We start from the raw sequence: 22135 nt of genomic DNA, 5'->3' as shown, positions 1-22135 counted from the left end.
CGCAGGTGACATGAGGCCTGAAATACGCCGCAAAGCAGAGTTCTGACTCGCCTTGCGCGCCACATTCACGGCCAGTTCACAAAGTGCAGTCAGCTATGAACGACCCCGAGCGAGAGCTTCGGAAACAACGCCTAAATGAGCCATGATGCGTGACCTCCCCTTTCGGAGCTCACGGTAAATGCCAACCCGCTGCGGATTCTGCGCGCGGCAGCACCCGAATTATCAGGGATACGTGTAGGGTGGAGATGTACAACCGTCGGACTGTGTAGCACTAGGCTTATATTTAGACGCTTCATATCGTCCACAGGCGCCGGTTGATTCCTCCTCCTGACTGAGTGCTTGAGTACCAGCAAGCAGGACGCGTCCGTCGCGACTTCGCCATCATTGGGTCGAACTCGCTGGACACTGGAACGGCCCCGCCACTTCCAGGACGCACCTGACACCGACCGTGAGAAGTCGTGTGTGCCGAACGCCGTTTCCGGCAGCCCGGAAACCGACGGTACTACATGAAAAGAATGCTGATTAACGCAACTCAACCCGAAGAGTTGCGTGTTGCACTGGTAGACGGCCAGCGCCTCTACGACCTGGATATCGAATCCGGTGCACGCGAGCAGAAGAAGGCCAACATCTATAAAGGCCGGATTACTCGCATCGAACCAAGCCTTGAGGCTGCCTTTGTCGATTTCGGCTCCGAGCGCCACGGCTTCCTGCCCCTCAAAGAAATCTCCCGCGAATACTTCAAGAAAGCCCCTGAAGGCCGCGTCAACATCAAGGACGTCCTGAGCGAAGGCCAGGAAGTCATCGTCCAGGTCGAAAAGGAAGAACGTGGCAACAAGGGTGCCGCCCTGACCACCTTCATCAGCCTGGCCGGCCGTTACCTAGTCCTGATGCCGAACAACCCTCGCGCCGGCGGCATCTCCCGTCGCATCGAAGGCGAAGAGCGCAACGAACTGCGTGAAGCCCTCAACGGCCTGGTGGCCCCGGCCGACATGGGCCTGATCGTTCGCACCGCCGGCCTTGGCCGTAGCAGCGAAGAAATGCAGTGGGACCTCGACTACCTGCTGCAACTGTGGACCGCCATCAAAGAGGCCTCGCTGGATCGCTCCGCGCCGTTCCTGATCTACCAGGAAAGCAACGTGATCATCCGCGCCATCCGCGACTACCTGCGCCAGGACATCGGCGAAGTACTGATCGACAGCGTCGAAGCCCAGGACGAAGCCCTGACCTTCATTCGCCAGGTGATGCCGCAGTACGCCAGCAAGATCAAGCTCTACGAAGACAGCGTCCCGCTGTTCAACCGCTTCCAGATCGAAAGCCAGATCGAGACTGCGTTCCAACGCGTCGTCGAACTGCCGTCCGGCGGTTCCATCGTCATCGATCCGACCGAAGCCCTGGTGTCCATCGACATCAACTCGGCTCGCGCCACCAAAGGCAGCGACATCGAAGAAACCGCCCTGCAGACCAACCTGGAAGCGGCCGAGGAAATCGCCCGCCAGCTGCGCCTGCGTGACATCGGCGGCCTGATCGTCATCGACTTCATCGACATGACGCCGGCCAAGAACCAGCGCGCCGTGGAAGAAAAAGTCCGCGAATGCCTGGAAGCCGACCGCGCCCGTGTGCAGGTCGGTCGCATCTCGCGCTTCGGCCTGCTGGAAATGTCCCGTCAGCGCCTGCGTCCATCCCTGGGTGAAAGCAGCGGCATCGTCTGCCCACGCTGCAACGGCACCGGCATCATCCGTGATGTCGAGTCGCTGTCCCTGGCGATCCTGCGCCTGATCGAAGAGGAAGCCCTGAAGGATCGCACCGCCGAAGTGCGTGCCCAGGTGCCGATCCCGGTCGCCGCGTTCCTGCTCAACGAAAAACGCAACTCGATCACCAAGATCGAACTGCGCACCCGGGCGCGTATCGTCATCCTGCCGAACGATCACCTCGAGACGCCGCACTTCGAAGTGCAGCGCCTGCGCGATGACAGCCCGGAAGCCCACACCAACCAGTCCAGCTACGAAATCGCCGCGGCCGCAGCCGAAGCCGAAGACGTCCAGCCGGCTGCCGCCACCCGCACCCTGGTTCGCCAGGAAGCCGCGGTCAAGACTGCCCCGGCCCGCGCCAACGCTCCGGTCCCGACCGAAGTGGCTGCTCCGGCTGCGGCACCGGTCGCCGCGCCAGAACCTAGCCTGTTCAAAGGCCTGGTGAAGTCGCTGGTCAGCCTGTTCGCCACCAAGGAAGAGCCCGTCGCGCCTGCCGTCGTTGCCAAGCCTGCCGCTCCTGAGCGTCCGGCTCGCAACGAGGAACGCCGCAACGGTCGCCAGCAGACCCGCAACCGCAATGGCCGCCGCGACGAAGAGCGCAAGCCTCGTGAAGAACGCGGGCCTCGTGAAGAGCGTGCACCGCGTGAAGAGCGTGCACCGCGCGAGCCACGTGAAGAACGCCAGCCTCGCGAAATCCGTGAAGACGCGCCAGCCGTGGCTCGCGAAGAGCGCGCACCGCGCCCGCCGCGTGAAGAACGTCAACCGCGCGCCCCGCGTGAGGATCGCAAGCCACGTGGCGAGCGTGAAGAACGCGTGCGTGAACTGCGCGAGCCACTGGATGCCGCTCCGGCCGTAGCCACGACTGCCGCTGAAGAACGTCCGGCTCGCCAGCCACGTGAAGAGCGCGCACCGCGGCCACCGCGTGAAGAGCGTCAACCACGCGCCGAACAGGCCGCCGCAGCCAGCGAAGAAGAAGTACTGAGCGCCGAAGAGCAACAAGCGGAAGACGGCCAGGACACCGCCGAAGGCGATCGTCCACGCCGCCGCTCCCGTGGCCAGCGTCGCCGCAGCAACCGTCGTGAGCGTCAGCGCGATGCCAACGGCAATGTGATCGAAGGTTCGGAAGAGTCCGAATCCACCGCGAACGCCGAAGCGCCGAGCGCCGCCGACCTGGCCGCCGGCCTGGCTGTGACTGCGGCGGTTGCCAGCAGCACGATCAGCGCCCCGGCTGAAGCCCAGGCCAACGAGCAGGCCGAACGCGCCACTGCCGCTGTGGAGAACGCCCCGACGGTCGAAGCACCTGTGGTTGAAGCTTCTACCCCGGTAGAAGTGACGGCTTCGCCGGAAGTGGAGCTCGCTCCGGTTCGTGAAGCCCAGCCTGACGTCCAAGCCGTTGCCGAGCCTGCGCCGGTCATCGAGCAGCCAGTGGTTGCCGCTGAGCCGGCCGTCGAGGCAGCTGCACCAGCACCGGCAGCCGAGCCGGTCCGCGAGGAACAGACCGCGTTCAACTGGCACGCCGAGCCGGTCGCCCCGGCGCCGATCGCTGAGCCAGAGCCGACTCCGGAGCCAGTGAAAGCGGTCGAAGCCCCCGTGGTCGAAACACCCGTGGTCGAGGCCGCTCCAGTGGTCGAAACCCCGGTGGTTGTCGAAGCGCCAACCCCTGTGCAGGAACCGGCACCTGCCAGTGCCCTGACAGCCAATGGTCGCGCCCCGAACGACCCGCGTGAAGTGCGTCGCCGCAAGCGCGAAGCCGAGCGCCTGCAGAAGGAAGCCGAACTGGCGGCCGCTGCCGCTCAAACACCCGCCGCCGAGCCGGCTCCGGCAGTGGACGTTGTCGAGGCAGCCCCTGCCCCGGTCGCCGAAGCGCCTGCCGAGCCAGCCCCGGTGGAATCGGCTCCAGTGATCGACGAACCTCAACCCTTCGCCGAAGAAGTCGCACCGCGTCACACTGAAGCCTTGGAAAAAGAGCACGAGCCTAAACCTCACGCCTGATTCCATCGCCCAGTAAAAAAGCCCCGCCCGGTCATGCCAGGCGGGGCTTTTTCATGGCTGGAACATAAGCAGCAGGCGCACCAGAATCCTGTGGGAGCGAGCCTGCTCGCGATGGCGTCGGGTCAGATTGCATCAATGCTGAATGTCAGACCGCAATCGCGAGCAAGCTCGCTCCCACAGGGGATCTGCGACGGCCATGGAATCACTGTCTATCTCAATTCAAATGTGGGAGCGGTTTGTTTCGGACTGTTTGACTGCTGTGGCGAGGGAGCTTGCTCCCGCTGGGTGGCGCAGCCGCCCCCATCCAGACGATGCGACTGCCCAGACAGACCGCGCCAGCCAGTTCACGACGGCTTCGCAGCCGAGCGGGAGCAAGCTCCCTCGCCACAAAAGCCTGGCGCCGGACCGCACAGGACCGCTGCCAGGCTGTGACTGGGGAATCAGTGATGGTTGTTATTTGAAGGCCAATGCCTCTGGCACGTCGACATCCCAGGTCACGCCAGGATCGTCCACAACTACCTCAACCACTGACGCCCCGGCAAACAAAGCCTTGGCGCCGCGGTCTCCCGTCAGCGCCATTAATCTCGGACCAAAGGCACGGCCAAATCCCACGGGATGTCCGTACTCTCCCGCAAGGACCGGCACACAGATGCCGTCCTCGCGCATTCCGGCAGTCACCTGCTCATAGCTCGATGGCAAGATGAAAGGCATATCCCCCAACACCATCAACCAGCCATCAAGGTCCGGACAGGCTTGGACACCAGCCGCGATGCTATCACCCAGCCCTGGCGAATCCAGCGCCACGACATCGCAACCGTAAGCCTGGGCCATGCGCATGACCTGTGGCCGTTCGCTACTTGTCACCAGCACGCGCTTTTCCAGCGATGCAGGCAGATTCACCAGCACCTGCTCGATCACCGAACGGACAGCGCCATCACGTCCCGTGCAGTCGGCCAACAACTTATCCTTGTCGGGACCTGCAACCTGCCGGAAACGACTGCCTGATCCCGCAGCCAGGATGATCACGCCAATCGATTCGCCCATGTGCCCTCCTCGTCCACACGTTACAGCGGCTTTTTCTGACGCAACTCCACACCGTTCTTGGTGGCGACGATTTCCGCCAGCAACGACAAGGCGATTTCCGCCGGGGTGTGGCTGCCGATGTGCAGGCCGATCGGTCCGTGCAGGCGGTCGATGGCCTCTGCCGACAAGCCTAGCTGAGCCAGGTTGTCCCGGCGCTTCTGGCTGTTGACCCGCGAGCCCAGTGCCCCGACATAAAAAGCCCTGGAGTCCAGCGCGGTGAGCAACGCCATGTCGTCAAGGCGTGGATCGTGGGTCAGGGCAACGATGGCTGTGCGCTCGTCAGTCTGGATATTCAGCACCGCTTCATCAGGCATGCCCGGGACGAAACGGCCATGCTGCTCTTCCCAACCGTAGACGAATTCCTCGCGCGGGTCGCAGATCAATACTTCGAAGTCCAGCAACCTTGCCATCTCCGCCACATAACGCGACAGTTGCCCGGCGCCGATCAGCAACAGCCGCCAGCGCGGGCCATAAATCGCCCGCAAAACGTGCCCGTCGAACGTCAGGGTGTCAGTCTTGCTGGCGGGTGTCAGCACCACATCACCACGGGCGACTGTCAGCTCACGGGCCACGATCTCATGGGCTTCACAACGCTCCAGCAGCTGCGCCACCCATTGCGGATCGCCGACCCGCTCCTCGGTCAGGCGCAAAGTACCGCCGCAGGGCAGGCCGAAACGCGCCGCTTCCTCGCGAGTCACGCCATAGGTAATCAACTGCACCGGCGGCCCCTCGGCCGGAATACGGCCGTCGTGCAGCCGGGCGATCAAGTCATCCTCGACACAGCCGCCCGACACCGAGCCAATCACTACACCGTCTTCACGCAAGGCCAGCATCGCCCCCGGAGGCCTAGGCGCGGTCCCCCAGGTCTGGACCACCGTGAACAACACCACCCGCTGTCCGGCGCGGCGCCATTCAAGCACGCTGCGCAGCACGTTCAGATCAACGCTGTCCATCAGGCCTGGGCCTGTTGCCAGCCTTGCAGCTGGTAACGCACGGGAAGGTTGCGGATGCGTTTGCCGGTGGCGGCGAAAATCGCGTTGCACAGCGCCGGCGCGATCGGCGGCACGCCCGGCTCACCGACACCGCCCAACGGCACCTCGCCCGGTGGCGTGACCAGGTGCACTGCCACTTCCTTCGGCGCAAGGGACATGCGCGCCACTTCGTACATGTGGAAGTTGTCCTGCTGGACCTTGCCGTCCTTGAAGCTGATCTCGCCGACCATCGCATTGCCCAGGCCCATGACGCAGGCGCCTTCGAATTGCGAGCGGATCCGCTCCGGGTTGATCTGCGGGCCGCAATCCACGGCGATGTCGGCCTTGTGCACGATCACTGTCCCATCGTCCTTGACCTCGACTTCGAGCACTGCCGCCACGTAGGTGACGAAACTGTAGTGCACCGCCAGCCCAAGGCCGCGACCCTTGGGCAGTTGACGCCCCCAACCGGCGGCCTTGGCGGCGGTTTCCAGTACCGTGCGGATCCGCGCCGTATCGATGGGATAACGCTCAGGGGATTCGCCGTAGTTCCACTCTTCGCTCAACGTACGGGGATCGATCCTGCGGTCCGGGCCGAGTAATTTGATCTGGTACTTCAGCGGATCCTGACCGGCCTTGTGGGCCAACTCGTCAATGAAGCTCTGAATCGCGAAACCATGAGGGATGTTCGACACCGAGCGGTACCAGCCCACCCGGGCGTGCGCCACGGCTTCAGGGTTCTCCAGGCGCAGATTGGGAATGGCGTAGGCCAGGTTGGTCAGGCCCATTCCCACCTCGAACGGCGCCTCGTGGGTCATGCCCGGCGCAAACAGCGCGGTGATACTCGGCGCCACGGTGCGGTGCAACCAACCGGAGGGCATGCCGTCCTGGTTCAACCCGGCTTTCAGGTATTCCGCTGACACGGTGTGGAAATACGAGTGATGGATGTCGTCCTCGCGGGTCCACTGCACCCGTATGGGCTGGCCCGGAAACTCTTTGGCCAACACTGCCGCCTCGACGACGAAATCCGGTTTGGACTTGCGCCCGAACCCTCCCCCCAACAGCGTGATATTCACCGTAACCTTTTCAAAGGGGATACCCAACCGTTCAGCGAGACGCTCGCGAGTGACCTGCGGAGCCTGGCTCGGCGCCCAGGCTTCGAGCTGGCCATCCTTGAACCGGGCGACGGCGACCATGGGTTCCATCGGCGATTGGGACAGGTGCGGCAGGTAATAGGTCGCTTCGAGGGTCGAATCGGCCTTGCCCAATGCGTCGTCCAGGTTACCGGCGCTGCGCACGACTTTCCCGGGCTTGAGGGCTGCCGCCTCCAGCTCCTTGCGATAGGCAACGGAGTCATAGCCGGCATTCGGACCGTCGTCCCATTCGATCTTCAACGCTTCGCGGCCCTTGATTGCCGCCCAGGTGTTTTTCGCCACCACTGCCACGCCGCCCAGGGGCTGGAACTCCGAGGGCAAAGGCCGCCCCTCGATCTGCACCACCTTGACCACGCCGGGTACTTTCAGCGCGGCGCTGCTGTCCACCGACTTGACCTTGCCGCCATAGACCGGTGGGCGGGCCACGACGGCAGAGAGCATGCCGTCCAGATGCACATCGGCGCCGAACACCGCGCGACCATTGACGATGTCCGCACCGTCGATGGCCCGGCTCGCTTCCTTGCCGATGTAGCGGAACTCCGACGGCTGCTTGAGGCGCAAGCTGTCACGGGCCGGCACCGGCAAGGCGCTGGCGGCGGCAGCCAACGCGCCATAGCCCAGTTCACGCCCGGACGGTTGGTGCAGCACCTTGTGCAATTGCGCCCGGCATTCAGTCACCGGGACGTTCCACTGCGCAGCGGCGGCTTGTTCCAGCATGGTCCGGGCGGCAGCGCCGCAGCGGCGCATCGGCTCGTACCAGTGGCGCATACTGCGCGAACCATCGGTGTCCTGGTTGCCGAAGCGCGCTTCATCCGCCGGCGCCTGCTGTACCTTGACCTGCGCCCAGTCGGCATCCAGTTCATCGGCCACCACCATACTCAAGCTGGTGCGGATGCCCTGGCCCATTTCCGAGCGGTTGCAAATCACCGTCACGCTGCCGTCGGCAGCGATGCTGACATAGACCTTCGGGTCGTCGACCGCGCCGTGGGGCATGCCCTCGGCACCGTATTTTTTCTCTTCGGCGAAGGCGTCCGGCAGGCCCCAGCTGGCGGCCAGTACCAATACCCCGGTGGCGCTGGCGCCTTTGAGAAAGCCGCGACGACTGAGGTTGCTCAGCACAAAATCATTGGGCAGACGGCTCATGCCTTGGCCTCCTTCAGATGCGTGGAAGCCTGGCGGATGGCGGTCTTGATCCGATTATAGGTCCCACAGCGGCAGAGGTTGCCGACCATGGCTTCTTCGATCTGCTCGTCGCTCGGGTTGGGGTTGGTCTTGAGCAAGGCGGTCGCGGACATGATCTGCCCGCCCTGGCAATAACCACACTGGGCCACGGCGGTGTCGAGCCAGGCTTTCTGGACGATTTGCCCGACCGGGTCGGCATGAAGCTCGTCGATGGTGCTGACGGCCTGCCCTTTCACCGAGCCGATCGGCGTGATGCAGCTACGTGCCGGGGCACCGTCGATGTGGATGGTGCACGCGCCGCACAGGCCCATGCCGCAGCCGAATTTGGTGCCGTTGTAACCGGCGACGTCGCGGATCGCCCACAAAAGCGGCATGTCCTCGGTCACATCCAGTTGATGGTCTTTTCCATTGAGTTTCAGGGTAATCATGGGCACGCCCGCATAGTCTTGGAGTTATGGGGTCGAGCAATCTGCCGCGTGGGTAACGGTTCGGTTGTCGCAGACTGGCTCAGGCTGATCGGGCTCTCTTGTGCAGATACGCAAGGCGTCTGCACCGGGCCTTCTATGATGCGATGATGGCATCTTCAGCTCGCTAAATTAACCCAGGATGAAGCAAAACGCCCTGCACAATCCTGCACAAATGATCGTGTGCCTGATTGAGACAGGGCGTTTTTCAGTTGATCGCGAGCAAGCTCTACTCTCACTCGCTCAGTACCGGTTGGGCTCCATTTCCAGTTCAACCTGGAAACGCTCGGCGATGTCTTTCTGGATGCGCTGGGCCAGGTCCAACAATTGCGGGCCCGTGGCGCTGCCATAGTTGACCAGGACAAGCGCCTGCAACTTATGCACACCGGCATCGCCTTCGCGGAATCCCTTCCAACCGGCCCGCTCGATCAGCCAGCCGGCGGCGATCTTCATCTGGCCCTCAGGCTGTGGATAAGCCACCAGGTCCGGGTATTGCTCCTTGAGCCGGGCCACGTGCGCGGCCGGCACCAGCGGATTCTTGAAGAAGCTGCCGGCGTTGCCCAGAACGGCCGGATCGGGGAGTTTCTCGCTGCGGATGCTGCAGATAGCCCGGCTGACATCGCTGGGCGTCGCCTGATCGACACCTTGCTCAGTCAAGCGTTGGCGAACCGGGCCGTATTCCAGATGCAGATGCGCGGCACGACTGAGCGCAAAGCGTACCCGCAGGATCAACCAGCGACCGGCCTGCTGTTTGAACAGGCTGTCACGGTAGGCGAAACAGCACTCCTCGAGACTGAACTCCCGTAGCTCGCCGGTCTGGCGGTCCAGAGCGGTGAGGCCGGCGAATACGTCCTTGATCTCCACGCCATAGGCGCCGATGTTCTGCATCGGTGCTGCGCCTACGGTTCCAGGAATCAGACTGAGGTTTTCCAGGCCCGACCAGCCTTGGGCCAGCGTGTACTGGACAAACGGATGCCACGGCTCCCCGGCTTCGGCCTCGACCACCACCCGCTCGCCGTCATCACCGAGCACGCGTACTCCCTGGCTGGCCATGCGCAGCACCAGGGCGTCGATGTCGCCGGTCAGCAGCAGGTTGCTGCCGCCGCCAATCACCAACAACGGGAGGTCATGGCCGCGAGCATAAGCCAGCGCCTGACGAACGTCGTCATCGCTATGGGCTTCAGCGAACAGTCGGGCGCTGACATCCACGCCGAAACTGTTGAAAGGCTTCAGGCTGACGCTCGCCCGCACCTGTAAGGTCATAACCGCCCCTTCAATTCGATCACCAGGCGATCAGTGGCGCGCTCGATCAGGTCCAGTACCTGTTCGAAGCCCTGCTCGCCATCGTAATAAGGGTCCGGCACGTCATCGAGTTCAGCTTCGTAGCGCCGCAGGAACAGGTCCAGCTCGGCCCTGCCGTTGGCCGGTTGCAGCGCCTTGAGGTTGCGCAGGTTGCTGCTGTCCATCGCCAGGATCAGGTCGTAGGCCGAGAAGTCGGCGCGGCTCACCTGCCGGGCCCGCTGGGCCGACAGATCGTAGCCGCGCTTCAAGGCCGCCGCCATGCTGCGCTTGTCCGGGGCTTTGCCCACGTGCCAGTCGCCGGTGCCGGCGGAGGCAACCTCCACCTGCTCCGCCAAACCGGCCTCGCGCAGCTTGTGCCGCAGGATGCCTTCGGCGGTGGGCGAGCGGCATATGTTGCCAAGGCAGACGAACAGAACCCGCATCAGGCCTCCAGCAGGCGACGAACGCGCTCGAGGTCTTCAGGGGTGTCGACGCCGGTCGGCGGGGCAATCACGGCATCGGCGACATGAATCCGCACGCCGTGCCAGAGCGCACGCAATTGTTCAAGGGATTCGGTGTTTTCCAGCCAGCACGGCCCCCAGGCGACAAAGTCCTGAAGGAAGCCGGCACGGTAGGCGTAGATGCCGATGTGACGGCGATACGGCACGCCCTGGGGCATCACGTCACGGCTTTGGGCGAATGCGTCCCGGGCCCAGGGCAACGTGGCGCGGCTGAAGGTCAACGCCAGGCCGTTGAGGTCACTGACCACTTTGACCACATTGGGGTTGAACAGGGTTTGCACGTCTTCGATCGGCTCGGCCAGGGTGGCCATGCGCGCCTCGGTGTGGGCGGCAAGATTCGCCGCGACCTGGTCGATCACGCTTGGCGGGATCAACGGTTCATCACCCTGCACATTCACCACGATGGCGTCGGGCGCCAGGCCCAGTTTCGCCGCGACTTCAGCCAGGCGGTCGGTACCGGAGTTATGGTCTTCACGGGTCATGACCACCTCGGCGCCAAACCCCTTGCAGGCCTCGACGATGCGCGCATCATCGGTCGCCACCACCACGCGCTGGGCGCTGCTTTTGCTGGCCTGTTCCCACACGTGTTGGATCATCGGCTTGCCGGCGATCGACAACAGCGGTTTACCCGGCAGGCGCGTCGAGGCGAAACGCGACGGAATCACAACGGTGAAGGCGGCACTCATTTATCCAGGCGCTCATCGGTGGTCAGGGTACGGGCTTCGCTTTCGAGCATCACCGGGATGCCGTCGCGAATCGGATAGGCCAGGCCGGCGCCCTTGCTGATCAGTTCGGTCTTGTCGGCGCTGAGCTTGAGCGGGCCTTTGCAGACCGGGCAGGCCAGGATGTCGAGCAATTTGGTGTCCATGAGATTCCCTTGAATAAAGGTTTAAGGCAGAAGTCGATCCGGCAACAGGCGCATCAGCTGCATATCGAACCAGGCTGCGAAGGCCGGCGATGGTGCAGCGTCCACGGCCAGGTACCACCAGTCCGTCGCCGCGAAGGCTCGGCATTTGACTGCGTCCTTCTCCGTCATGATCACGGGCAACGGCGGCGTGAAGCTCAGGGCCTGGACCGTGTATTCGGCGTGGTCGGCGAAACCGTGCGGTATGGGGCGCCAGTGTAGCGTTTCGAGGGTCTTGAAGAAACGCTGGGGATTGCCGATACCGGCCACGGCGTGCAAGGCCTGGCCTGCCGGGAAGTGGTCAAGGGCGCGCCGTTCACCGCTGAGCAGGTTCACCAGCGCAGTCGGTCGTAGCTCGAAGGCGAAACCGTCCTCGCGATCCGTGCTGGCGCCGTTGAACAGCACGGCGTCCACCGACTGCAGGCGCTCTACAGGTTCGCGCAACGGCCCGGCGGGCAGGCAACGTTGGTTGCCCAGGCCGCGGGCGTTGTCAATCAGCACCAGTTCAAGGTCGCGGGCCATGCGGTAATGCTGCATGCCGTCGTCGGAGAGGATCAGGTCCAGCGGCTCGGCGTCCACCAGCGCCTGGATCGCACGGCTGCGGTCGGGGTCGATCACCAGCGGCACACCGGTGCGCTGGACGATCAGCAGCGGCTCGTCACCCGCTACGTCGGCGCCCTGCTCGGCTTCGACGCGCCATGGCAACTGCGGCGGCTTGGCGCCATACCCCCGGCTGACCACGCCAACCCGCAGGCCGCTGCGTTGGCAATGCTCGATCATCCACAGGATCAACGGCGTCTTTCCGGTGCCGCCGACCGTGATATTACCGACCACCACCAGCGGCACCGGCGGCTGATAAATGCTGCCCTCGCCCGCCAGGAAGCGCTCGCGCTTGCCGACCACCACCCGCCGGTACAACCACTCCAGCGGTCGCAACAGGGCCAGGGCCGGATGACCTTCATACCACGCGCCGAGCAATCGATCGGAAATGGCCATCAGGATGCCGGCGCCGCCTCGACCGTGGTCATGCGCAGATGACTGAAACCGAGCTTGCCGGCCGCGTCCATGGCGGTGATCACCGATTGATGGGGAGTTTTGCCGTCGGCGCTGATGGACAGCGGCAGATTGGTATCGCCGCCGGATTCCTTTTGCAGGGCCTCGATCAGGCTCGCCAGGTCACTCTTGGGCAGCAGTTGATTATTCACCGAGAAGGCTCCTTCGGCACTGATGGTGATTTCAATGCTTTTGAGCTGCTGGTCTTCGGCCGGCGAGCCACTGACGGCTTGAGGCAACTCGACCTTGAGTTGGGTTTCACGGGTGAAGGTGGTCGTCACGACAAAAAACAGCAGCAGGATGAACACCACGTCGATCAGCGACGCGAGGTTGATGTCGATGGTTTCCCGTGGCTTGCGGCGGAATTTCACTTCTTGCCCCCGGCCAGGTCCACATCACGATCACCCTGCACCACCTCGACCAACTTGATGGCTTCCTGCTCCATGCCCACCACCAGCTCATCGACACGGCGTTGCAGGAACCGGTGGAAGAACACCGCCGGAATCCCCACCATCAGGCCGGAAGCGGTGGTGATCAGCGCCTTGGAGATACCGCCCGCCAACACGGCAGCGTTCGTGGCTGTGCCGGAGGTGGTGAATGCACTGAAAATGTCGATCATGCCCAGCACCGTACCCAGCAGGCCCAGCAGCGGCGACATCGCGGCGATGGTACCCAGGGCGTTGATGTAGCGCTCCAGCTCGTGGATGACCCGGGCAGCGGCCTCCTCGATGCATTCCTTCATGATCTCGCGGCCATGCTTGGAGTTCGCCAGGCCGGCGGCAAGGATTTCCCCCAGGGGCGAACTGGCGCGCAGCTCCTTGAGCTTGTCCTTGTTCAGTTGCTTGTCCTTGATCCAGACCCACACCTGCCCGACCAGATGGTCCGGGGCCACTCGGCTGGCCCGCAAGGTCCACAGCCGCTCGGCAATGATACCCAGTGCCGCGATGGAACTCAGAATGATCGGCAACATCATCCAGCCGCCGGATTTGACCAATTCCCACACAGTGACTGCCCCCTCAAAAAAGTGCGCCACTTTATCACACCGACTCGCCTTGGAGACCCGCGCCGCCGACAAGCACCTTGCCCGTTGAGCTGGATCAACGCCCGCCCGCTGGCCCGGTGTGCGGCGGGTCGCGCCAGTACCGCCGCACACCTGCCTGGGTGTGCGGCGGCTCGAAGGCACCCAGTTGCAGACGAATGGCGCCCTGCTCGGCGCTGTCATAAATCGCCATGCCCAAGCGACGATAGCGTGCCATGACCTGTGGATGAGGATGGCCGAACGAGTTGCCATGCCCTCGCGAAATCAGCACAGAGTGCGGTTTGAGGCGCGACAGCAGGAGCATCGACGAGGAACTGCGACTGCCGTGATGAGGCGCCGCCAGCCAGTGGATGGGCGCGGCCAGGGGGCCGTCGAGCAAGGCGCGTTCGGCATGGACGTCGATGTCGCCAGTCAGCAGCAATCGCTCGTCGCCCGCCTCCACCAGCAGGACGCAGGACTTCTGATTGCTTTCGAGGGCCGCTGGCCAGCGCCACAGTTGGAACCTGACGCCGTCCCATTCCCAGGTAGTCCCGCTGTCGCATGACGCGGCCTGCAACTCCTCAGGTAGTGCGGCCGGATCGCCGCTGATCACCCGCAGCGTCGGCAGCCCGTTGCGCACGGCCTGGGCACCGCCGGCATGATCGGCGTCGGCATGGCTGAGCAACATCAGGTCCAGCCCGCGCACGCCGAGCCTGCGCAACGTCGGCAGCACCACGCGCTCACCGACATCGGCCTCGCCAAACCGCGGCCCGGCGTCGTACAGCAGAGTGTGACCGTGAGTCCGCACCAGCACCGCCAGTCCCTGGCCCACGTCCAATTGCCAGACCTGCGCTTGCCCGGGCAATGGAGATTCCTTGGGCGGGAACGCCATCAGCAACACCATCGGCCAGCCGAGTACGCGCAGCGGCACGCCCTTGGGCAACAGCAACAAGCCAGCACCGAGAGTTGCAATGCACCAGGCCCACAACGGCACCGAAGCCGGAACCCAGGCGGGCAGGCGTCCGGCAATCAACGCCAGGCCCTTGAACAGCAGATCGAGCAAGCCGCCGGCGACCCACAGCAATCCTTCGCCCACCCCGGGCACCGGCAGCAATGCCGTGCCGAGCAGTGCCGGTGGCAACACCAACAGACTGATCCAGGGCACCGCCAGCAGGTTCACCAACGGCCCGCTGAGGCTGACCGGCAAGCCCAGTATCAGCAGTAAAGGACACAGCCCGACCGCCACCAGCCATTGGGCGCGGGTCCAGGTCTGCCACCAGCGCCAGGGCCCCAGGCGTCCGCCGAAGGTGAACACCAACACCGCGACGGCGGCAAACGACAACCAGAACCCAGGCCGCAGGCAGGCGAGCGGATCGAACAGCAACACCCCGTTGAACGCCAGCAGCCAGGCCCACCAGGGGTCAGGATGTTTGAAACGCCAGCGCCAGAGCAACACCAGGCCAATCATCGCGCAGGCCCGCCGTACCGGCACCTCGAACCCGGCGAGCAAACCGTAGCCCAGGGCGGCGCCGAAGGCCAGGGCGCAGGCCCACGGCAACCAGGGCAGCCTCGCTGGCCATAATCCATAGCGCGCCGAACCTGCTACCAACAGGTACATCAGGCCCGCGAGCAGGCCAATGTGTTGCCCGGAAATCACCAGCAAATGCACGGTGCCGGTGTCTTGCAGCACCTGCCAATCCTCGCGGCTCAACCCGGTGCCGTCGCCCAGCACCAACGCCGCCAACGCACCGGAGCGGCCCTGGGCATCGACGTGCGCCAGCGCCCGGCGCACACCATCGCGCCAGGCGCCGTGGGCCGGTTGCACGCGATGACCGTCCTTGACCGTACCGGTCGCGCCGATGCCGCGACTCAACAGCCAGGCCTGATAGTCGAAACCGTGCGGGTTGCGCAGCCCGACGGGCCGCTTGAGCTTGACCGCCAGTCGCCACCGCTCGCCGCTGTTGACCGGCGGACCGCCGAACCAGGCAAGGCGCATCGACTTCGGCAGGCGGGTACGCCGTGAATGTCCATCGGCCAGTTCGAAGCGCACCCCATCGCCACCGTATTGCGGCAAGCCGACCACGCGCCCTTCGACCCAGCGGGTCTCTCCATCCAGCGCGACAGGCAACCGCTCGTCCAGGGCCAGTTGCGCCGACAGGCAGGCCCAGGCCAACCCCAGCAGGAACAAACCCAGGGGGTAAGTTCGAAATGGCAACACCATCAGCGCCAGCACCGACATGGCCGCCATCAGCCACAACGGCGGCAGCGCCGGCAGAAAAACCGGGGTCAGCAGCCCCAGTGCAAGCGCGACCAACCCTGTGCGCATAACCCGTCCTTGAAAGTGCCCTCTACAGGCTTAGTCGCTCTGGGGCACCGCGGACGTTATCAATTGTCACAAAGTCTGAATCAGCCAATCGTAGAATCCAGACATACTTGCCGCTTATTGCTTTGCACCCGACCGAGAAGCCTTATGCCCCGGCGCTTATTCAAACGTTACATGCCAGACCCAGAGAGCATTCGGGAACACAAATCCTTACGCTTTCTCGGCACCTTGCTGCACGATCCCAACCTGTGGCACCTCAACCGGCATTCGGTCGCCCGGGCGATGGCGGTAGGCCTGTTTGCCGCCTTTCTGCCCATCCCGCTGCAGATGTTGCTGGCCGCCGCCCTGGCCGTCGCCGTCCGGGGCAACATGCCGATTGCGGTGAGCCTGGTATGGCTGACCAATCCGATCACCATGCCGGCGGTATTTTTCTGCACCTACCAGACCGGCGCCTGGCTGATGGACGTGCCAGCCCGCACGCTCCCGGACGAACTGACCTGGGAATGGATCAGCGGCCAGTTGTCTACCTTGTGGCAGCCGTTCCTGCTGGGTTCGGTAGTGACGGGACTGGTGCTGGGTGCCCTGGCCTACTTCATGACCATGAGCTATTGGCGCTGGTGGGTGACCCGGCAATGGAAGCGGCGCAAGAAAAGCCGGATGTGAGGTGCAAAAAGGCCTCCAGTGAATGGAGGCCTTTTTTGCATTTCAATGTGGGAGCGAGCTTGCTCGCGATAGCGGTGTGTCAGACAACAGTTTACTGAATGAGTCGACGCCATCGCGAGCAAGCTCGCTCCAACAGGGGATCAGGTACGCATCCCCCGCCCACTGACCAACAACCGCGCACAGCCGATATAAAGCACCACGGTCGCCACCAGCATGAAGGTAATCGCGATGCTGATCTTGATGTCCGAGACCCCGAGGATGCCGTAGCGAAAGGCGTTGACCATGTGCAGGACCGGGTTGGCCAGGGACACGGTCTGCCAGAACGGGGGCAGCAGCGAGATCGAGTAGAACACCCCACCCAGGTAGGTCAACGGCGTAAGCACGAAGGTCGGGATGATGGAGATGTCATCGAAATTGCGCGCAAACACGGCATTGATGAAACCCAGCAACGAAAAGATCGTGGCCGTCAGTACCACCACCAGCACCGTCACGCCCAGGTGATGCACTTGCAGATGAGTGAAGAACAGCGACAGCAGGGTCACGATCAGGCCCACCGCGAGGCCGCGCAACACACCGCCCAGGGTGTAGCCGATAAGAATCGTGTGGGGCGAAACCGGCGAGACCATCAATTCTTCGATGGAGCGCTGGAATTTACTGCCAAAGAAGCTCGAAACCACGTTGCCGTAGGAGTTGGTGATCACCGACATCATGATCAACCCCGGCACGATGTAGTCCATGTACGTGAAGCCGCCCATGTCGCCGATCTGCCGACCGATCAGGTTGCCGAAGATCACGAAGTACAGAACCATGGTGATGGCCGGCGGCAGCAGGGTCTGCGGCCAGATTCGCATGAAGCGCCGGACTTCACGGTAGACGATGGTATTGAGGGCGATCAGGTTGGGGCGTAGCTCGGAACTCATACCGCCACCTTTGCCAGGTTTTTTTCCACCAGGGACACGAACAACTCCTCGAGGCGATTGGTTTTATTGCGCAGGCTCTGTACTTCGATGTTCTGCAATGCCAGCTGGGTGAACAGCCCGGTGATGCCGACGGATTTATCCACCTGGACTTCCAGGGTCCGGCTGTCCACCAGGCGTGCCGGATAGCCGACGATCTGGGGCGCTACTTTCAGGTCGTGCTTGAGGTCCAGCAGGAAGGTCTCCACATGCAGCTGGCTGAGCAACTGGCGCATGCTGGTGTTCTCGACAATGGTGCCGTGGTCGATGATGCCGATGTTGCGGCACAGCTGTTCAGCCTCTTCCAAGTAATGCGTGGTGAGGATGATGGTGATGCCCTTCTGGTTCAGCTCGGTCAAGAAGGTCCACATCGAACGGCGCAACTCGATGTCCACGCCCGCCGTCGGCTCGTCGAGGATCAGCAGTCGCGGTTCATGCACCAGCGCACGGGCAATCATCAGTCGCCGCTTCATGCCGCCGGACAACGAACGGGACGGCACGTCGCGCTTGTCCCACAACCCCAGTTGAGTCAGGTATTGCTCGGCACGCTCGTTGGCGATCTTCGGCGGGATGCCGTAGTAACCGGCCTGGGTCACGACAATGTCGAAGGTCTTTTCGAATTGGTTGAAGTTGAATTCCTGAGGCACCACGCCGATGCTCCGCTTGAGGGCGGCAGGCTGGCGATCCAGGTCATGGCCGAAGACATTTACCGTGCCGCTGGTCTTGTTCACCAGTGTGGAAAGAATGCCAATGGTGGTGGACTTGCCGGCACCGTTGGGGCCGAGCAAGGCGAAAAAGTCACCTTCGGCGACGTCCAGATCGATACCACTCAAGGCCTGGAAACCGTTGCCGTAGGTTTTGGTTAGCTGCCGGATGGACAGAGCGGAACTCATATCGGATTACGCACCAAGAAGGGATGAAAAAGATAGATAAGGGCGCGCAGCGAGCAATACAACCATGGCGCACGAAGGGCATGGTGCGTGGCGTCGCCGCGCAAGTACAGTCAAGCGTGTCGATAGTAAGTATTAAGTCAACGCGGTCATGACCGCCTTGCGGTAGGCCGGACGTTGTTGCAACCGGGCGTACCAGGCCTCTACATGAGGCAGTGGGGCGCGTTGGATAGGCATCTCCAGCCAGGCATAAATGAAACAGCCGAGGGGGATATCACCCATGCCGATTTCATCGCCCGAAAGGTACGGCTGCTGGCTCAACGCCTGATCTACCATGACCAGCGACTCGTCGCAAACCTTGATCGCCTCGTTGATCGCCGCCCAGTCCTGTTGCTCGGCCGGGGTACGCAAGACGCCCCAGAATACCGTGCGAAACGGTGCGGCAAAGGTCGAAGTGGTCCAGTCCATCCATTTTTCGGCGCTGGCCCGCGCCTGCAGGTCAGCGGGATACCAGGTCGTTCCCGACGCATGGCGAGCCGCCAGGTAACGCACGATGGTATTGGATTCCCACAGCACGAAGCCGTCGTCTTCGATCATCGGTACCCTGCCATTGGGGTTTTTCGCCCGGTACTCGGGGGTGTCCACCACACCGAACGCCCCACCGGCGTCAATCGCCTCGTAGGCCAACCCCAGCTCCTCGGCGCACCACAGCGCCTTGCGCACGTTCGATGAATTCTTCCGGCCCCAAATCTTCAGCATCACGGCTTCCTCTATGGATGAAATGCCGCAGCAGCATACGCCGGATCTGGTGTGACTCAAATCGGTCTGCATGACACCGGTAGCAAACAGGATTCAGCTATTGGGGTGCCTCTTGAACAGCACCTGCATGGGTGAAGTTGGCGCTACCTTTGTGGCGAGGGAGCTTGCTCCCGCTCGGTCGGTCCGACGCCTCGGGCGCAGCGACCGCAAAAAAGCCCGGGGCTGTTGCGCAGCCAACGGGAGCAAGCTCCCTCGCCACAAAGCGGGCCTGCGCTGACCTGCACCAGTGCAGCTCGAGTCCATCCACAGCCCTGCCCCAGCAATCACGACATTTCAGCCAAACAATGGCGTTTTCTCACCTCAGCGACGAACGATTTCCTACGGCTGTTGCCAACCAGACTGGCGCAATACATCCAGGGTTTCCCACGATTTCAATCACATCGCGCCTACCGCCGGCTTTGCAGATGCCGTCTAAGCTCTGAAGGTCGGCTTGCCTTGGTTCACGGAGGATTACATATGCTGTTGTTGTGGATACTGGTCCTGGTCGTCGGGGTCGCCTGGCTCGCGCATCGGCGCACCGACCCGCTGCCCGCGCTGGGCATCGTCGCGGTCTACCTGCTGGCCATGGGAATTTTCAGCCACGCGCCCGGTTGGCTGATGCTGGTCCTCTGGATTTTGTTCGCCGCCGTTGCAGCACCGCTACTGCTGCCGGACCTGCGTCGGCGCTATTTCAGTGCACCGATGTTCGACTGGTTCCAGAAAACCTTGCCGCCCATGTCCCAGACCGAGCGCGACGCCATCGACGCCGGTACGGTGTGGTGGGACGGCGAACTGTTCAGCGGCCGTCCGGACTGGGACACACTACTGTCTTATCCCAAGGTGCAACTGACCGAAGAAGAACAGGCATTCCTCGACGGGCCCACTGAAGAGCTCTGTGCCATGGTCAGCGACTGGCAGATCGGCCAGGCCATGGACCTGCCGCCCGAAGCCTGGGCGCACATAAAGGAACATGGCTTCTTCGCACTGATCATTCCCAAGGAATACGGCGGCAAGGGCTTCTCCGCCTATGCCCACTCTCAGGTCGCCATGAAACTGGCGACCCGCAGCGGCGACCTCGCTTCTACGGTGATGGTCCCCAACTCCCTCGGCCCGGCGGAACTGCTGTTGCACTACGGCACCGACGAACAACGCGACCATTATCTGCCGCGACTGGCCCGTGGCGATGACATCCCCTGCTTCGCCCTGACCGGGCCGCTGGCCGGCTCCGATGCCGGGGCGATGCCCGACACCGGCATCGTCTGCAAGGGCCAATGGCAAGGCCGGGAAACCCTAGGGCTGCGCCTGAACTGGGAAAAGCGCTACATCACCCTCGGCCCGGTAGCTACTTTGCTGGGCCTGGCCTTCAAGGCGTATGACCCGGATCATCTGCTGGGCGACGAAGAAGACCTGGGCATCAGCCTCGCTCTGATCCCCACCGACACGCCCGGCGTGCAGATCGGCCAGCGCCACCTGCCGCTCGGCGCCGCGTTCATGAACGGTCCGAACTGGGGCAAGGATGTGTTCATTCCCCTGGATTTCCTCATTGGCGGCCAGGAGATGCTCGGCAAGGGCTGGATGATGCTGATGAACTGCCTGTCGGTCGGCCGCTCGATCTCGCTGCCGGCGGTGGGCACCGGGGCGGCGAAGTTCACCAGCTTGGTAACCGGCCAGTACACCCAGGTGCGCGAACAGTTCAACGTACCGCTGTCCGCCTTCGAAGGCATCCAGGAGGCCATGGCGCGTATCGGTGGCAACGCCTGGCTGATGGACGCCGCGCGCATGCTGACCGCCAATGCGGTCGACCTGGGGGAAAAGCCCTCGGTACTGTCGGCCATCCTCAAGTATCACCTGACCGAGCGCGGCCGCGAGTGCATCAGCCACGCCATGGACGTGCACGGCGGCAAGGGCATCATCATGGGCCCGAACAATTACCTGGGGCGCAGTTGGCAAGGCGCGCCGATCTTCATCACTGTCGAAGGCGCGAACATCCTCTCACGCAACCTGATGATCTTCGGCCAGGGTGCCATCCGCTGCCATCCGTTCGTGCTCAAGGAAATGGCCTTGGCCACCCGCGAGGACAAGGACCAGGCGCTGATCGAGTTCGACGGGTTGCTGCTCAAGCACATCGGTTTTGCCGTCAGCAACGCCGCCAGTACCCTGGTACTGAACCTGGGCCTGGGCCACTTCGAGCGGGCGCCCGGCAACGGCTTGAGCCAAGGTTATTTCCGAGCGCTCAACCGGCAAGCGGCGGCGTTCGCCTTGCTGGCAGACCTGAGCATGATGCTGCTGGGGGGCGAGCTCAAGCGCCGGGAACGGTTATCGGCGCGCCTGGGCGATGTGCTGAGCAACCTGTACCTGGCTTCCGCCGCGCTCAAGCGTTACCACGATCTCGGTTCGCCGGATCACATGACGCCACTGTTCACCTGGGCCATGGAAGAAAGCCTGGGCCAGGCCGAGCGGGCCCTGGACGAATTGCTGGCCAACTTCCCCAGCCGCGTGCTCGGTTGCCTGCTGCGCCTGGTGGTATTCCCCTTCGGCCGTCGCCACAAGGGACCTAGCGACAGGTTGGATGCAGAGGTGGCTGCGGTCATCGGTCGATCCAAAGGCGACCCGACCCTCGAAGAGTTGCTGCAGGGCTGCTATCGCCCGCAATCGCCTGAAGATCCGGTCGGAGCCCTGCAGCATGCCTGTAACCTGCTGGAGGCTGCCCGTCCCTTGCACAAGAAACTGCATGAGGCGTTCAAACATGGTCAGCTCAATCCGGCACCTGGCGAACCGCTGATCGACACTGCGCTTGAGGCGGGTGTACTGCAGGCGGGCGAAGCCCAGGCCCTGCGTGCGGCCGAAGCGGCCCGGCGCAAGGTCATTGACGTGGACGACTTCGACAAGGAGCAACTGACACCCGCCGAGGCTAAAGTGCGCTGACAGAGAGGAATTTCAAACACCCCGTGTCGAGGGTTTGTACTTTATGTGGCGAGGGAGCTTGCTCCCGCTGGGGCGCGTAGCGGCACCCGACTTTTGCGGTTGCTGCGCCCGAGGCGTCGGACCGACCGAGCGGGAGCAAGCTCCCTCGCCACAATCCCCTTTTGTCAGGAGCCAACACACATGACTCTCATCGGCCCAATCCGCCCAAC

At 63.3% G+C, this 22135-nt stretch carries 18 protein-coding genes; 3 read left to right on the top strand and 15 right to left on the bottom strand.

The genetic code is table 11. The features are described from left to right. The first annotated feature begins 506 nt into the window (after nucleotides 1-506). A complete protein-coding gene (gene rne / locus ACLEJR_RS13290; RefSeq protein WP_440794203.1) occupies nucleotides 507-3740 on the top strand; it encodes a ribonuclease E in 3234 nt (1077 codons plus the stop codon). 453 nt (nucleotides 3741-4193) lie between these two features. Here the strand turns inward: rne and ACLEJR_RS13285 are convergent, their stop codons facing one another. From ACLEJR_RS13285 to ACLEJR_RS13230, 12 genes are all read right to left on the bottom strand, one after another. Further along, entirely contained in the window at nucleotides 4194-4784 is a 591-nt protein-coding gene (locus tag ACLEJR_RS13285) for a nucleotidyltransferase family protein (RefSeq protein WP_440794205.1), read from the bottom strand. Nucleotides 4785-4804: 20 nt separating this feature from the next. Next, entirely contained in the window at nucleotides 4805-5776 is a 972-nt protein-coding gene (locus tag ACLEJR_RS13280; RefSeq protein ID WP_440814471.1) for an XdhC family protein, read from the bottom strand. Beyond that, entirely contained in the window at nucleotides 5776-8091 is a 2316-nt protein-coding gene (locus tag ACLEJR_RS13275) for a molybdopterin cofactor-binding domain-containing protein (protein WP_440814470.1), read from the bottom strand. The genes ACLEJR_RS13280 and ACLEJR_RS13275 overlap by 1 nt, the downstream gene beginning before the upstream one ends. After that, a complete protein-coding gene (locus tag ACLEJR_RS13270) occupies nucleotides 8088-8558 on the bottom strand; it encodes a (2Fe-2S)-binding protein (RefSeq protein ID WP_440814468.1) in 471 nt (156 codons plus the stop codon). The genes ACLEJR_RS13275 and ACLEJR_RS13270 overlap by 4 nt, the downstream gene beginning before the upstream one ends. A 279-nt stretch (nucleotides 8559-8837) precedes the next feature. Further along, a complete protein-coding gene (murB, locus tag ACLEJR_RS13265; RefSeq protein WP_440814466.1) occupies nucleotides 8838-9857 on the bottom strand; it encodes a UDP-N-acetylmuramate dehydrogenase in 1020 nt (339 codons plus the stop codon). Next, nucleotides 9854-10318, bottom strand: coding sequence for a low molecular weight protein-tyrosine-phosphatase (locus ACLEJR_RS13260; protein WP_440794215.1), 465 nt, complete (start codon nucleotides 10316-10318; stop codon nucleotides 9854-9856). The genes murB and ACLEJR_RS13260 overlap by 4 nt, the downstream gene beginning before the upstream one ends. Then, nucleotides 10318-11082 carry a 3-deoxy-manno-octulosonate cytidylyltransferase gene (gene kdsB / locus ACLEJR_RS13255; RefSeq protein ID WP_440814465.1) on the bottom strand — a complete coding sequence of 255 codons (765 nt, stop codon included), beginning with the start codon at nucleotides 11080-11082 and terminating at the stop codon, nucleotides 10318-10320. Before kdsB ends, ACLEJR_RS13260 begins: the two co-directional genes overlap by 1 nt. Beyond that, the gene (locus ACLEJR_RS13250) at nucleotides 11079-11264 is read right to left on the bottom strand and encodes a Trm112 family protein (protein WP_003179363.1); all 186 of its coding nucleotides are present in this window, start codon (nucleotides 11262-11264) and stop codon (nucleotides 11079-11081) included. Before ACLEJR_RS13250 ends, kdsB begins: the two co-directional genes overlap by 4 nt. A gap of 21 nt (nucleotides 11265-11285) precedes the next feature. After that, the gene (gene lpxK, locus ACLEJR_RS13245) at nucleotides 11286-12296 is read right to left on the bottom strand and encodes a tetraacyldisaccharide 4'-kinase (RefSeq protein WP_440814462.1); all 1011 of its coding nucleotides are present in this window, start codon (nucleotides 12294-12296) and stop codon (nucleotides 11286-11288) included. Further along, entirely contained in the window at nucleotides 12296-12724 is a 429-nt protein-coding gene (locus ACLEJR_RS13240; protein ID WP_440794222.1) for an ExbD/TolR family protein, read from the bottom strand. The genes lpxK and ACLEJR_RS13240 overlap by 1 nt, the downstream gene beginning before the upstream one ends. Beyond that, a complete protein-coding gene (locus ACLEJR_RS13235) occupies nucleotides 12721-13356 on the bottom strand; it encodes a MotA/TolQ/ExbB proton channel family protein (RefSeq protein WP_440814460.1) in 636 nt (211 codons plus the stop codon). Before ACLEJR_RS13235 ends, ACLEJR_RS13240 begins: the two co-directional genes overlap by 4 nt. Before the next feature lie 94 nt (nucleotides 13357-13450). Further along, nucleotides 13451-15697: a DNA internalization-related competence protein ComEC/Rec2 gene (locus tag ACLEJR_RS13230; RefSeq protein ID WP_440814458.1), complete on the bottom strand. Its 2247-nt coding sequence runs from the start codon at nucleotides 15695-15697 to the stop codon at nucleotides 13451-13453. A 144-nt stretch (nucleotides 15698-15841) separates the two neighbouring features. Here ACLEJR_RS13230 and ACLEJR_RS13225 point away from each other — a divergent pair, with 144 nt between their 5' ends. Next, nucleotides 15842-16357, top strand: a complete 516-nt coding sequence (locus ACLEJR_RS13225) for a DUF2062 domain-containing protein (protein WP_440794227.1) — start codon at nucleotides 15842-15844, stop codon at nucleotides 16355-16357. 140 nt (nucleotides 16358-16497) lie between these two features. On the opposite strand, the gene ACLEJR_RS13220 is transcribed toward ACLEJR_RS13225, so the two are convergent. From ACLEJR_RS13220 to ACLEJR_RS13210, 3 genes are all read right to left on the bottom strand, one after another. Further along, a complete protein-coding gene (locus tag ACLEJR_RS13220; RefSeq protein ID WP_072347169.1) occupies nucleotides 16498-17277 on the bottom strand; it encodes an ABC transporter permease in 780 nt (259 codons plus the stop codon). Then, complete coding sequence (locus tag ACLEJR_RS13215; protein ID WP_440794229.1) at nucleotides 17274-18206, bottom strand: ABC transporter ATP-binding protein; 933 nt, start codon at nucleotides 18204-18206, stop codon at nucleotides 17274-17276. The genes ACLEJR_RS13220 and ACLEJR_RS13215 overlap by 4 nt, the downstream gene beginning before the upstream one ends. Nucleotides 18207-18338: 132 nt before the next feature. After that, entirely contained in the window at nucleotides 18339-18962 is a 624-nt protein-coding gene (locus ACLEJR_RS13210; protein ID WP_440794231.1) for a glutathione S-transferase family protein, read from the bottom strand. A gap of 516 nt (nucleotides 18963-19478) precedes the next feature. Between ACLEJR_RS13210 and ACLEJR_RS13205 the strand changes: the two genes are divergently transcribed. Then, nucleotides 19479-21926, top strand: coding sequence for an acyl-CoA dehydrogenase (locus ACLEJR_RS13205; protein ID WP_440814456.1), 2448 nt, complete (start codon nucleotides 19479-19481; stop codon nucleotides 21924-21926). Nucleotides 21927-22135 lie beyond the last annotated feature (209 nt).

Origin of the sequence: Pseudomonas sp. SMN5 (assembly GCF_052041925.1) — a bacterium.
Classification (GTDB): domain Bacteria; phylum Pseudomonadota; class Gammaproteobacteria; order Pseudomonadales; family Pseudomonadaceae; genus Aquipseudomonas.
Note: the sequence above shows the minus strand (reverse complement) of the source record. Positions and strands in the feature narration are given on the sequence as shown.